At 61.4% G+C, this 13,751-nt stretch carries 10 protein-coding genes and 2 pseudogenes; 5 read left to right on the forward strand and 7 right to left on the reverse strand.

Annotated features, from left to right (window positions below):
* The 5 genes from ACQVLG_RS21120 to ACQVLG_RS21140 all read left to right on the forward strand — a co-directional run bounded on the left by ACQVLG_RS21120 (position 1) and on the right by ACQVLG_RS21140 (position 3,924).
* A complete protein-coding gene (locus tag ACQVLG_RS21120; protein ID WP_230542376.1) occupies positions 1 to 267 on the forward strand; it encodes a PAAR domain-containing protein in 267 nt (88 codons plus the stop codon).
* A gap of 7 nt (positions 268 to 274) precedes the next feature.
* A complete protein-coding gene (locus ACQVLG_RS21125; RefSeq protein ID WP_474290869.1) occupies positions 275 to 1,615 on the forward strand; it encodes a hypothetical protein in 1,341 nt (446 codons plus the stop codon).
* Positions 1,616 to 2,021: 406 nt separating this feature from the next.
* Positions 2,022 to 2,372, forward strand: coding sequence for a hypothetical protein (locus tag ACQVLG_RS21130; RefSeq protein ID WP_474290870.1), 351 nt, complete (start codon positions 2,022 to 2,024; stop codon positions 2,370 to 2,372).
* A 180-nt stretch (positions 2,373 to 2,552) separates the two neighbouring features.
* Positions 2,553 to 3,269: a hypothetical protein gene (locus ACQVLG_RS21135; protein ID WP_474290871.1), complete on the forward strand. Its 717-nt coding sequence runs from the start codon at positions 2,553 to 2,555 to the stop codon at positions 3,267 to 3,269.
* A gap of 157 nt (positions 3,270 to 3,426) precedes the next feature.
* A complete protein-coding gene (locus tag ACQVLG_RS21140) occupies positions 3,427 to 3,924 on the forward strand; it encodes a DUF3304 domain-containing protein (protein WP_474290872.1) in 498 nt (165 codons plus the stop codon).
* A 268-nt stretch (positions 3,925 to 4,192) separates the two neighbouring features.
* Here the strand turns inward: ACQVLG_RS21140 and tssA are convergent, their stop codons facing one another.
* The 7 genes and pseudogenes from tssA to ACQVLG_RS21175 all read right to left on the reverse strand — a co-directional run bounded on the left by tssA (position 4,193) and on the right by ACQVLG_RS21175 (position 13,594).
* On the reverse strand, positions 4,193 to 5,236 hold the full coding sequence (tssA, locus tag ACQVLG_RS21145; RefSeq protein ID WP_474290873.1) for a type VI secretion system protein TssA: 1,044 nt from the start codon (positions 5,234 to 5,236) through the stop codon (positions 4,193 to 4,195).
* A 19-nt stretch (positions 5,237 to 5,255) separates the two neighbouring features.
* Positions 5,256 to 6,018 (reverse strand): annotated as a pseudogene (locus ACQVLG_RS21150) (OmpA family protein).
* Positions 6,019 to 6,053: 35 nt separating this feature from the next.
* Entirely contained in the window at positions 6,054 to 7,034 is a 981-nt protein-coding gene (gene tagF, locus ACQVLG_RS21155; protein ID WP_474290874.1) for a type VI secretion system-associated protein TagF, read from the reverse strand.
* Positions 7,031 to 10,934 (reverse strand): annotated as a pseudogene (tssM, locus tag ACQVLG_RS21160) (type VI secretion system membrane subunit TssM). The gene tagF and the pseudogene tssM overlap by 4 nt, the downstream one beginning before the upstream one ends.
* Positions 10,935 to 10,980: 46 nt before the next feature.
* The gene (locus ACQVLG_RS21165; protein ID WP_474290876.1) at positions 10,981 to 12,432 is read right to left on the reverse strand and encodes a hypothetical protein; all 1,452 of its coding nucleotides are present in this window, start codon (positions 12,430 to 12,432) and stop codon (positions 10,981 to 10,983) included.
* A gap of 31 nt (positions 12,433 to 12,463) precedes the next feature.
* Complete coding sequence (locus ACQVLG_RS21170; protein WP_230542386.1) at positions 12,464 to 12,733, reverse strand: PAAR domain-containing protein; 270 nt, start codon at positions 12,731 to 12,733, stop codon at positions 12,464 to 12,466.
* Between the two features lie 15 nt (positions 12,734 to 12,748).
* Positions 12,749 to 13,594 (reverse strand): M15 family metallopeptidase, encoded by an 846-nt coding sequence (locus ACQVLG_RS21175; RefSeq protein ID WP_230542387.1) that lies wholly within the window; start codon positions 13,592 to 13,594, stop codon positions 12,749 to 12,751.
* Between the last annotated feature and the right edge of the window lie 157 nt (positions 13,595 to 13,751).

Consider the following 13,751-nt stretch of genomic DNA (forward strand, 5'->3'; position numbering starts at 1 on the left):
ATGGCACTCGCAATCATCCGGCTCGGCGACAAGACCACCCACGGCGGCGTCGTGGCAAGCGCTTCTCCTGTGCACACCCTCCACGGCATCGGCATCGCCAGGCTGGGCGACATGGTCGCGTGCCCGTTGGCGGGCCATGGCAGCAATCCCATCATCGAAGGCAGCGCCGTCTTCAGTATCGGCGGGCGCAAGGTGGCGCTGCATGGGCATAAAAGCGCTTGCGGCTGCGCGCTGATCGCCAGCCTGCCCGTGGCCACGATAGGGTAGGCGCATCATGAGCGATATTCCATTGCAGCAGTTGCCACCTGTACCGCGCTCGGGCCGCCGGCTGGCGCTCAGGATCGTTTTGTGGATACTTGTGCTGGCAATTGTCGGCCTTGCCTGGATTGTCTTGCTGGCAAGCGTGGCGCCATCGCGCCTGGATTTGTCAGGCGGGGGAGCGATACTGATGCTCTGCGCGCCGCCCGTTCTGCTGGCCTTGCTGGGCTGGACAGGCCTGCAATTTCTTTCTGCGCCAAAATCCGTGCCGTCCTTGCCTGCAAGTATGCCTGCCTCCGTACCGGCGCCAGAGGTCGCGCTGGCGCCTCCCATACCCCTCGTGCGCCTGCGGATCGGCGCCTGGAGCGCGCTGACGCCGCATGGCGCCGTGACCGAAACGGCCGAAGGCAGCAAGGCGCGCAAGCAGGTCTTCAAGCCCGACAAGGCCATCCTGCACCCGTCCGGCTACCCGGCCCATGCGGGCATCGTCGATCCCCTCGATCTCGCTGCGACGGGACATGCCGCCGGCACGCGCCTGCGTGCGCCGCGCGTCATGGCCCTGCTCGCCACCATCCTTGACGACCTGCATGCGCAGCAAGGCAGCCTGGTTCGCAGCGAAGATGGCCCGGTGAGCGTGTACTGGCTGGCACCCGATGCGATATCCGGCGGCGAGGCGCAGGGCGCCGTCTTTGCACGGGCCTGGCAGCAGTCGGCCTGGCGTGACATTGCCTATGTCTTGCAGGCGATGCGGGCCGGCGAGGCCCATCTTTTCAGCGTGCTGTCGGCCCTGCAGAACGGCGCCAGCCAGCCTGGCGTTGCCTGCACCATTATCGTCGGCGCCGACAGCTTGCTGGACCCCGAAGAACTCGCGCCTGCGCTGGCGCTGGGACAGGTGTTTTCCAGTAGCGCGCCGCAGGGCTATATTCCTGCCGAAGGCGCGGGCGGCATCGTGCTGTGGAACCCGGACAGGGCGCCGGAGCAGGTGTGGGCAAATGCCGCAATTCTGGGGCCGGTCAGCACTCTGCAGGGCACTGCGACGCGCGCCGCCTTGCGCAGCGTGATGTCCACCGCAATCACGGCGTCGGGCATGGACGCCGCCGACATCGCCCATGTCGTCAGCGACGCCGATCATCGCCCCCAGGCAAGCATGGCGGTGGTGGCCGCCATGCAGCAGGTGCTGGCCGGTCTCGACCCGTTGGAACAGCGGCTGAGCCCCATGAAATCGGCAGGCAGTTTCGGCATCGCAGCGGATCTGGTCCATCTTGCGCTGGCGGTAGAGCTGGCCAGTGAAAAACCGGCGTTGGCGCTCGGTACTGCCGGCGGACAGTGTGCTGGTGTCGTGGTAATGCCAGCCTGAGCGGCAAGCGTGCAGCTGCACGCATCACCACGCTGGCTGCGCGGATTGACGCAAGCAGCGCGAAAATCTCAATGGCAGGCAAGAAAATCAAGCGCGCGAAGGCTGTGGTGGATGCCCTCATAAGAATGTATTTTCGAAGAGAGTATCAAGCGAAGTGAGATTGATCAGTTCAACGGAATAATTTTGGGCGGCAGTGTGAAAGAAAAGTCCAGGAAAAAATAACTTAGATGAAAAAATATGAGGAGCAATATTATTTTATGATGAGATCAGTAGATGATGAAATAATTCCTTCTTTATCTCCGGATCGGAATACGTCGGAAAGGAAGTATGATATAAGGCAGTTTTCATTAGGTGAGTCGCCTTTATTTTTGTTAATGGCGCGTTGTATTATAATAAAAAAAGAGGCGTGCCATCTCTGAAAAAAATCCCGGATGTTTTATTTGATGGGCTTGATTTGTTAATTCCGAGTGCTATGCGGGAAGCGCTTCTTGAATTAAATATTTCGGGTCTTTATATGCATCCATCAGTTTACATACATGATGATGGGAAATGGTATGAAAATTACTGGTATATGAGTTTTGTTGAGGGTTTTGATTGCTGGAGTAGGTTGATGTCGGATTATGACAAGGATGGCGAGGCAATAAATTTAGGTGGGTTTGAACTGCATCAAATCTACCACTATGCTTTTAATGATGACTTATTGAAGTCTATTCCTGAATCTCAGCGGCTGCTCTTCAAGATGGGGGGGGAGTCTTGATCCATTTATTGTTTGTCATGAGTCAATTTTAAATATATTTAAATCAGGGAATGGAAATGGTATAAAATTTATCCAGGTCGGTGATTGTTGATTTCGATTCGGGATAAGTGGAGTTGCAATGATGAAAATATTTTCTATCGGCGGGGGTTAATTTCGAAAATCAAAATTTCGAATTATTGCTTGGTCGATAGAGATTGCCATGGTAAATTTTATTATTTTCAGGAAAATGAAAATAGCTTATTTATTTGGCGCCAAGTAAAAGTTAAAAGCAGGAAGGAAATTTTGGGAAAATTTGATAAGGAATACTATTTCATTGTCTCGTCGGGTAATGATGCTAATCCAATGTTGACGCCTGATGAAAATACTGAAGGTAGGGCATTCAGATATGAGGCTCAGTTGATTGGTTCTCCGCCATTGGTTTTCTTTAATGGATCGTTTGAATATCAAAGAAAAAATAAAATTCCATCCATGAAAATATCATCATGTATTCTTTTATCTGGTTCGAATCTTGTAATCCCAGGCTCTATCAGGGATATTTTATTGGAGTTGGAAATTCCAAATTTGCATATGCACCCCGTTGTTTATAAGCATGATGATAAAAAATGGTACGAGGATTACTGGTTTATGGCATTTTCTGAGAGGTTTGATTGCTGGGACAGGAAATTCTCGCATTATGACCAGGAGGCACCTCCAATAGAGTTGGGAGGATTTGTTTTGGAGCAGGTATATAGCTATAATTTGAATGATGAACTGCTGGAAAAAACCCCATTGAGGAACCGTTTGATGTTTCAAATGGGAGGGGATTTGTCTGCTTTTTTTGTCTGCCATAAAAGTTTGCTTAAGTTATTTAACGGATCACAGGAAAGCATTCATCTTATATCAATAGGGGATTTTTAATAATTTGCATCATGACCAAGTATTTTTGGAGGTGGGAGATATCAATTTTCTGGAAAGAGAACGGATTACGGCCAAGTGAGCCGCTTGAAATAATAGGAGAGTAATTTTCTCATATGAATGTTTTTTGTGATAATGCATTTTCAGTTTCTGGAAGGCTATGGTGAATTTTCTGGGAAAACGATTTGGTTGCGTATTTTTATGTGGATTTCTTGTGTTTTTAAATACAGCTTGTAGCAAGGAGGCAATGAAGATTGACGTAAATATGACTGCGTATAACCATACCGAGCATGGTGTTGGCAGCTATGTCGTGACACTCGAAGACGGATCTTCAGCCGAGGCTGGCTACCTGAGCCCAGGTGAAGGTGGTGGAGGAAAAACCTGCTGTCTTTCTATCCCAGCGACATGGACGCCAGGCATGAAAGCGGCGATTGTCATGCATACTGTAAAAAATGGTAAGCCGGTTCGGGTGGAGAAGACTGTCGCTATCCCTCATTACAATTCTTCCGATGCCGACAGGTTTGTCGTCCATTTTCTTCATGATGGAAGTTATAAGATACTTGTAACAAAATATTTGCTGGGACATCGAAAATATCCCCTTGCTGGCAAGGAGGCGGAACTGGAGCCGGGCATTCCACTGGAAATAATATGGGAATAGAAGTTGTGAAAATAATTCAGGAGTTCTTGTAAAAACAGGCACAGCAATGTTACCGGGCGGGCTATGGGATGTGTATCTTGAAGAACCTGGCAATGGATCATTCCGTACAAAAGCCAATTTGAAATATGCCAATGCAGAGGCCGATTGGAAGGCGCAGCTGTTAAAGCGCTGGCGCGAGGAAGACCGGGGAAATGTGAAATAAGACTGCGCCAAGCAAAAAACTGAACACCCTGGCGGCAGATACGCCGCCAGGGTGCGAGTAGCGGTTTCAGCCATTCTCGGGCGGCTGCACGCCCAGCAGTTCTTCGATATGCGCCAGCGAACCGGCGTCCTTGACCACCGAGCGCAACCAGCTGTGCAAGTCCTGGTCGGCGGCATTGGCGGCCTTGTCGGCAAAATACGAGACGGGGCTGTGCGGTTCGCTACGGCGGAAGAACTGCGCCACGGCGCGCAATTGCTCGATCGCCTGCGCGCGCGTGGCGATGGCGCCCGGTGGGCCGGCCGGGATCGCCAGCATGGCAGGCGCCATCGTGCTTGCGGCAGCGGCTGCTCCGCCCGCGACAGGGACGGCGGCAGGCGTCACGCCGGCACTGGCTGGCATCACGCGCAGCATCGCTTCGACGGCTTCGCGCGCCGTGGAAAAGGCCGGGCTGTCGTTGCCCAGCCGGGCGTCGACGACTCTTTCGAGCTTGCGCAGCGCTTCCAGGCAATCTTGCGCGTCGACGGCGAAGCTGGCGCAGAAGGCGGCCGAGTTGTTACGCCGCGCCGCTTCCATGTCGGACAACTTGACGCCCTCATGCGGCCTGGCCGAATCGCCCACGCCGGCCTGGCGCCGCGCGGTCTCGAAATCGATGGTGGAAAAGGCGCCTCCCGGGCCGCCCGTGAGGGGCACCTCGCGCAGCAGCGGCGGGATGCGCGAGAGTATCCAGCTAAGGTTGCCGATGCGCTGCTCCTGGTCGCCGTCTTCCGCTTCCGGAAACAGGCCCCGGTCCCAGAACTTTTCGCACAGCCCAGCCAGCACCAGCAAGCCTTCGGCCATGCCGCGCAGGTGATAGCGCTTGGCGCCCGCTTCAGTCAGCCAGACCGCCAGGCGCAGATCCTTGCTGCTGCCGGCAAGCAGGCCGGCGCAGCTGCGCACGACGAAGTCCCAGTCGGCTTCCTTCAGGTCGGCGACCCATTCGCCCTGGTCGAGCGAGGGGTCGTCGAACTTGCGCGCCAACGTAATGGCATCGAGTTCGGGCGAAAACGCCAGATCCACGCCCGCCGGTTGTTCATTGCTGATCGGAAGTAATAACTGTTCGGCTGAAAACATGTGGTCCTCTGATAGATGGTTATTGCGCCATGCGAAATTCAATGCGCCGGTTGCGGGCGCGCCCGTCCGCCGTGTCATTGCTGGCGATCGGCCGGTCGGAGCCCTGGCCCGACGCCGTCAGCAGTTCGCTGTGGATGCCCTTCGACGCCAGGTAGAATTTGACGGCCTCGGCCCGCGCCTGGCTCAGGCTCTGGTTACTGGCGCGCAAGCCCTGGTTGTCGGTATGGCCGATGATTTCCACTTTTGCGGCCGGCCAGCTTTTGCATGGCCGCCGCCATTTCATCGAGGATGGCGCGGCCCGATGCCGTCAGCATGGTCTTGCCGCTTTCAAACTCGATGGTGCGGTTGGCCAGGGTGGTGTCGAGCACGCCTTGTTCGCTGGCCGACACGCGCAGGCCGTTGTTGACGGTGTAGGTGGGGTTGAGGCTTGTGGCGATATCGCTGGCGATCTTTTGCCGCTGCGCCTCGTTGGCCACCTCGCCGCGCACGCTGACGACGCTGCCGTCGATCTTCAGCTGGCCGCGGCTGATCTGCTTGAGATTGGGTGACAGCAACTTTTGCACATAGGCGTTCCAGTTGGCGGGCAACACCACCTGGCTCACCGCGATCTGGTCGACCACCTTGTCGGCGCCGTACAGTTCGCGCAGGCGCACCAGTACGGCGGCCTTGCTTGCTTCGTCGGGCACCGTGCCGCTGGCCAGCACCTGGCCTGGCTGCGGCGTGGCGGCCGTGGGTATCGATAGGGGCGCTTGCGCTGAAGCGGACATGGCGGCCAGCGCCATGCCGAGGAAGAGAACGATCCGGGATATGCGCATGGTCAGGTTCCGATAAAGGCGGCGCGCAAGGAGTCGTGCGCCGATTTGAGCGAGAGGTTGGCTTGCGCCAGATAGGTCGACACTTTCTTGATCGCATAGTCGCTGCCGACCTGTTCTTCGACCCAGTCCAGGTCGTCGAACGCGATATGGTGATCGAGTGCCGCTTGCGGGTTCATCAACACATGCAGGGTCTGCGCCGAGGCGCCGGAAAAGCCCAGCACCAGCGTCTGGCGGCCGCGCAGCCGGGTGATGAACAGCGCCAGCTCGAAGTCGGCGCGCGCCAGGAACGGCGTGATCAGGTGCATCCAGAACGCCGCCACCATGTTGCGGTACAGCGGATCGGCCGGCAGCGGCAGTTCCAGGCTTTTCTCCAGCCGGCTGGAACTGCTGGCCATCACCGGCTGCAGCAGCAGGCCCAGCGCCAGCAGCACTTGCCGCACCGTGCCCGTGAAGCCGGTGGGCGCCAATAGCGCGTCGAGTTCGCCCACGGTCTGCATGTCGAGAAAATCGTTGAAGGCGGCTTCATAGGCGGCGGCGCGCAGGTCGACGTCGATGCTGGCATGCGTGGCCGCCTGCAGCGCGTTGCCCGCATCAGGGCCGCGCATGTCGTTGCTGAGCGCCTCGAAGCGGTTCCACAGGCGCGACAGCACCAGCGGACTGTTGGCGACAAACGCGGCCGGCTGCTCCACTTCCATGGTGCTCATCATCAGGAAGGGAAAACGGCGCGACGAGGCATCGCTGCTGGCGGCGATATGGCCGGCGATGGCGCGCCCCCGGCGCGGGCCGATAAAGGCGAAATGCATGGGCGGCAGCGCATCGTAGGTCAGCTTCCAGCGCGCGTCGGCACTGAGCAGGTCCATCGCCTGCGCCAGCCAGTCGTCGAGGATCTTCAGCAGGGCCGGGTTGTCGCTGGCCTTGACGAAGTCGCCACGGCTGGGCAGTTTGCCGAAATAGCCGATCGGGGTGGCGGTGGCGCGGCTCATGGCACGGCGGCGGCATTGGCCGCGATGGCGCCGGCAGGGGCTGCCGGCGCGGGGGTGTTGACGGCCGGTACGCTCTGGGCCACGCTTTCCGGCAGTTTCAGGCCGCGGAAGCCCGCGGAGCCCGAGGCGGTGCTTGGCGCGGCGGCCGGCGCCGGCGTGGCGACGATCTTCAGGTTGGCCGCCACGGTCACGCCGCTGTTTTCCCAGCTCAGTTCGAATACGCCGCCATCCTTGCGCTTGCGCTTGGCCGAATCGATCATTTTCTTCAGGCCGAAATGGCCTGGTTCGTTGAGCAACACGATCGTGCGGCCTTCCGGCGTGATGGCGCTGATGCGCGCGCCGGGCGTGCCTTGCGGATTCGGCCAGGCCATATGGATCCACGGCTGCGGCTGGCCGCGCCAGCGCAGGGCCTGGCCATCGATCTCGATCGTGTACTCGGTGGCGCCGCTGGCGGCCAGCGCCTGCAGGTCGAAACGCGTTTGCGCTTCGCCGGCGCCGGCCGCCGTGGCCACGCCGTTGGCGCTGAGCGGAGCGATCCAGCCGGGGAAGCTGGCTACCACGGACGGCGCCAGGCCGATGCCCATGTTGGCCCAGGTCTTGGCGCTGAGTGAATCGCCACGGCGCACCACCAGCGGGCCGATGGTGGTATTGAAGAACTTGGCGATGCTGCCTTCCGGTCCGAACACCTGGCCGATGTCGGCATTGCTGGCCTCGCTACCGGAGGCGGGCGAGAACGGATACTTGGGCGCCAGGGTTTTCTGGAACGGTTCAAGCACCTGCGCCAGCCAGACCTTGTTGATTTCCGTCTCGGTCGGCTTGATGATGACGGCAAACGTCTGCATCAGCGGGCGCACCAGCAGCGGCCGGATCGCCTGCTTTTGCCCGTCGGTCATGCCGGTCAGCATCTGTTCATCCACGTATTTGAGCGCATCGGCCAGTTCCGACCGGTGCCGTCGAGCGTCTGCTGCATGAATTGCTTGGCACCGGGGCCGGTATCGCCCTGGTTCTTGATCTGGTTGAAGCGGGCGCGCAGCTTCGATAGCGCTTCCATATAGCCGCGCATCAGCGAAGCGTCCTTGTCCTTGGCAACCACCAGGCGGGCGACGCCGGAAAACTCGCGGCCCACCGGTCCCATCGGCAAGGCGCCGGCGGCGGGCGCGCCCGTGCTGACGTTGACGTTGATGCCGGAGGGTTTCTGGCGCAGGATGGTTTCCTTGAACCAGCCTATCACGCCGCGCTGGGCGCGCTGCAAGCCCTGGCCCAGCAGCGACGGGTTGTCCCACGAGGTTTCCTTGTACACCGTTTCGATCAGCTTGTTGATCGGCGAGGTTTGCGGGTCGCCGAGCCGGTTCATGGCCGCCGCCGCGTTGTCGAAGCCATTCAGCTCGCGGATGCTGACACCCTGGATGAATTTCTGCCATTCCCTGGCGTAGTCCGTCTTGTACAGTTCGACCAGCGCTTTCTGGATCTGCTCCGGGCTGCCTTCCAGTGTCAGGTCATCCTTCGAGGCCGTTTTCAGCACCCAGTCGGCGCTTTGCAGTTCGCGGTTGGCCGCTTCCTGGAAGGCTTGCTGGATGAATTGTTCCCAGGCGTCGCGCGTGAAGGTGCCGGGAATGGCGTAGCTGCCCAGCACCAGTTCCTTGTCCTGCTCGCCGACGATGCGCGCCACCGTCATCGAGGCGAAGCGCGTGGCCGCGCGCGCCTTGACGTCGGCGTACACGCGCTCGCGCGCCGGCATGCCCCGCACCACGCGGCGCAGGCTGTCGCGTGACTGGTCGACCAGCGCCAGCTTGCTGTCGATCCGCGGCCAGGACGGGTCGTTGATCTGGGTCAGATAAAACGAAATCATGCGTTCGGCGCTGCGTATCATCTGCTCGCGCGGCATGCTGCCGCGATTGCTGTCGAGCCAGACACGCCAGAAACGGGTCAGCTGGTCGTTCAGGTGGCTCGCTTCGGCGCGCGACTTGTCGCTCAGCATCAGGTAGGTCTTCAGCGCGTTATACGCGTCTTCCACATTCGCCGGCGAGGCATCCTTGAATTGCTGTGCGCCCAGGTTGACGGCGGCGGCCGTGGCAGGCGGTGCGGCGGCAGGGGCGCTGGCCAGGGCTGGCGTCGGCGTGGCCGCCACCGGTGCGGCCAGGGTGCCGGCCGGCGCGGGCAGGGTGGCTGCCGCGCTGGCCGACACCGCGCCCGACTGCGGCGTGCTGGCCATCGGCTGCAAGCGGCTGGCGCCCGCGTTGACTTCGGCCAGGAAGGCTTCCAGCGATTGCGCCACCGGGCCCAGCATCACTTCACGCACGCCCGAGAAATACTCCTCGCGCAGCTTGCGCTCCAGCAGATCCCCCTGGTACAGCCCCAGGCCCAGCGAGACGGGGCGGCTGTTGCGGTAGGAATCGAGCTGCTCGATCCGGTCCTGCAGGATTTCCAGCGCTTCGAAGCGCGATGCAGGTCGAGGCGCTTGTCCTGCACCTTGATCGCCTGGTCCAGGTCGGCCTGCACATTGGCCACCAGCTGGCGGTTGGCCATGTAGGACCAGCTCCAGCCGGCCAGCGCCAGGCCCACCAGCGCGGTGGCGGCAAAGAAGGTGGCGTAGCGCAGGCGGGTCTTGGCTGGACTGGCGTACTGGGCCACCAGTTCCTTGTCGGCAAATATCACCTTGCGGAACAGATTGAGCAAAAAATAGCCATGCTGGTCCTGCACCGCGTTGTGTTGCTGCGGCTGCAATTTCAAGTCGAAGCGCTGCGCCACGCGTTCCGACGAGGCCGATACCGACGCGCCTTCCTGCAGCGCGCTGGTGAAATAAAAGCCGCGCATGACGGGCTTGAACTGGAACGGGTTTTCCTCGAACAGGGTGGCGATGAAGGCGCGCAGCGACCCCTTGATCGCGCTGAATTCGAGCGGGAAGGTGAAGACGCCCGGCGGCATGCGTTCGTTCTGCTGCAGCGCCATGCTGGCCAGGCTCAGTTCTTTCAATCCGTCATACAGCTCGTCGAAACGCTGGTCGAACTGCGCCAGCACGTCCTGTTTGGAACTGGTCTGGCTGTAGGGCAGGGTGGCACCCCATACCCGGTCGCGTTCGCCGCGTTCCGTGTCCTGGAAAAATTCGTTGAAACCGGTAATCAGGTCGGCCTTGGTGAACACCACGTAGACGGGCGCGTGCACTTCCAGTTTTTCCGTCAGCTCCTGCACCCGCTGGCGCAGGTTCTTGGCCAGGTTGATGGCGAATTCGGGCCGGCTGCCCGTCAGTTCGGCAATGCTGACGGCGATGATGATGCCGTTGATCGGCGCGCGCTTGCGGTGTTTTTTCAGCAGCGACAGAAAGCCGAACCATTCGGCGCGGTCTTCGTCGTTGACGGAATAGCGGCCCGCCGTGTCGAGCAGGATGCCGTCGGTGGTGAAGAACCAGTCGCAATTGCGGGTACCGCCGATGCCTTGCACGATCTTGCTGTCGGCAAACGGAAACTGCAGGCCGGAATTGGCGATCGCCGTGCTCTTGCCGGCCGCCGGATTGCCGATGATCATATACCAGGGCAATTCATACAGGGCCGCGTCGCCCGACAGCTGGCCCAGCTTGGAGGTCTTGATGGTGCTGATCGCCTCGAGCATGCGCTTGCGGATGGCTTCGGTTTCTTCGCGCTGGGCGGGCCCGGCCTTGGGCGCCGCGCCGGCTGTCTGCTGTTCCAGCATGCCGCCGAACCGGGCGGCATCGCGCTGGCGGCGCCTGCGCTGCAGCCACCAGACCACGCTGGCGACCAGCAGGACCAGCGCCAGTGGCGGCACGATCCATACCAGCGGCCATTGAAAGATGACGGCGCAACTGGCCAGCAGCGCGGCCAGCGCCACGAAGCCGATGGCGAACAGGCTGAAACGGGTAGTAATGGAATGCCAGAATCGTTGCATCATAGTATGAGGGGCGAGAGGTTGATAGGCATGGTGGAGGGAGGGGTCATGTCGCGGCCAGGGTTTCAGGGGGCGCGGCAGGAGCGGCATCGGCGGCCGGACCCACCACTACGGCGGCCCGGTGGAAGGCATCGAGGTTGCTCAGGCATAGCACCTGGCTGGCATTCTCGGCCGCCTCGTGCCGCGCCAGCACCAGCGCCGCCAGGGTGGCCACCTGGCCGCTCTGGCCGCAGGCCGCCGACACGCTCAGTACGTCATTGCTGAGGTCGATATCGGGCAGCAGCGTGCCTGCATTGTTCATCAGTTCGATCATGCGGCTGGAGCGCTGGTCGGCATCGGCGTACAGCCGCGTGATCGCGGCCGGGGCGACGGACGCGGCCGACATCGCCTTGCCGCCCAGCTCGGCCAGCAAGCTGGCATCGCCATGGCCGCGGCTGTCCGCCGACTGGCCGCGCACGGCCGTGCTGGCATGGTGCAGCAGTACCGGCGTGTCGGCCTGCAGCGCTGCCGCCTGGGCCGCGTCGGCCAGCAACAGGCCGGCCGCGCCTTCGCCGGGAATCTGCCCGCCCGGCTGGCCGGCATTGAACAGCAGGCCGCGCGTAGTCCAGTCATGCACGGTCATCTCGCCGATATGGGAAGCGCAAGCTAGCACGATGGCCAGGCACGGCACCTCTTGCAAGGCAGCCTGCGTGGCCAGCTGTTCGATCAGCGCCAGCGGCCCGCAGTCGCCGGCCAGGTGCACGCTGAGCTTGTCGGACGGCCAGCCTTGCTGTCCCGCTTGCGCGTGCAGCCAGGCGGCGCCCATGTCGCGCTGCGGCTTGTCCCAGTCCGGCGGCAACAGCAGATGCAGTTGCAGGGTCGGCAGGGCGGCACGCGCGCCCGTTTGCGCCGTCTTGTAGCCGTCGAGCGCCGCGTGCATCGCCGCTTCCTGCATCAGTTCATTCAATACGCCAGCACCCAGCGCCAGTGCGCGCAAGTGTTCGGCATCGAAATGCGCTGCCGCGCCCTGCGCCGTAGCGGCAGGACGGGTCCGCAGCAAGTCGTCCAGCAGTTCCTTCTGGCCCTGTTCATCGAGATCCGCCACGCGGGCGCTCATCACGGGGTAGCCCTGCGCGTCGGTCAGCTCCGGATCGAGTTCGGGGCGCTGCTGCTTGTCCTGCAGCGCGGCCGCCAGTTCCGGCGCCGAGCTGCCACCGGGCATGCGCAGCGCGGCGGCGGCCAGGTGCAGCGGCGCGCGCGGCGGCGCTTCGATGCCGCCCGCCAGGGCGTCGCTGCCGGCGGCATCGGCCGGCGCCGCTGCCGGCGCGGCTAGCCTGGCCAGCAGTTTCTTGCCCAGCCACCAGCTGGCGAGCAGCAGCAGCGGCAACGCCAGCATGGTGCCTGCCAGGTCGCCCGTCGACGGCATGCGCATGCTGGTGCGCCAGTACCAGATTGCGCCGCCCCAGCACAGGGCGAACACGGCCAGTATCAGCAGGCTGCGCCGCAGCCACGGGCGCATCAGCGCACTTCCTTGCAGTGGCGGCGGGACGTCATAGTTGATCCGTGGTGGCTTGCTGGCTGGCGATCAGCATCGCGCCACAGCTGGTCTTGTCGCCGTGGCGGGCGACCGGCTTGCCGTCGATGATCCAGCTGGCGTCGCCGCTGACGATGGGGCAGGTGCCATGGCCCGGCAGGGGGCACGAGACCTTGTCGCCCACGCGCGCGATGCCGATGCCGCCGCTGTCCGTCATCGCCGAGGCCTCCAGCACGCTGCCGCCATGCGATGTTTTATCGCCCAATCTGATTACGGGACCAGCCATATGTGTTCCTTCCAGTCATCGTTGTTTTTTCATCACACCCGGCACGCGCAGTTCCGTGTGGCCGAAATCCATCATTTTCCAGCGGCCGCCCCAGGTCATGCCGACCGATTCGGCCACTTCGCCATACAGCTGATAGCCGCGCATGGCCCAGGGATCTTTTTCCGAGATCACCAGCTTGCCGTCGCGCAAAAAGGCGCAATCGGCCGCCAGGCCATACTGATGCCAGCTCTGGAACGCGGCCGCATTGGTGACATTGCTGCCCATGCCGGCCAGCATGTTTTGCCGCTCCGGACTGCGGTAGCCTTCCAGGATGGCCATGTCGTAACCATGTTTTTCTTTCATGATCTTGAACACCAGCAGCAGCCTTTGCGCATATTCGGCATTGAGCAGCGTCCAGTTGCGGCTGGCCGATACCAGCATCGGCCGCACTTGCTGCACTTCCTCGGTGGCAAACACCAGCGGCGGCAGGTCTACCGGCGGCACCAGCTGTTCGCCTTGCAGCAGGGCCGATACCTGCGTATTCATTTCGCGCGTCGAGACCTCGTAGCCGCCCAGCATGTTCTTGCTGCCTGCCAGCAAGGCGATCGCCGGCGGCAGGCAGACCACCGCCGCACCGCCCAGGAACAGCAGGTAATGGCGGCGCACGAATGCCGCGCCGCCGAGCAGCGTCCTGGCGCCGCCACGGCGCAAGGTGTCCAGGCCGGCGTTCCTGCGCCGGGCCAGCCGATCGAGCCGCGCCGCCAGGCCTTGTTCGGCCGTCGCCAGCGTCCGCAGTACCAGTTCGCGGCCGGATGGAAACAGCGCCAGCCAGCTGATCAGGCATGCGAGTAAAAAATAGAGTGCCACCGCCAGTAAAAACACGCCCACTCCGTTCGAAAAAAGGCGCCATGCATGGGCAGCTGAATGCCGCGGTGCCAGCGTTTTCGCTAATATTGCCTCTGAGTATATCTTACTAACTTGCTAATTACGGGAGCTTTGTTTCAATTGTGCGCCGGGTGCGCACTGTTGATTTCCTAAC

The organism is Janthinobacterium sp. TPC_1 (genome assembly GCF_056037845.1).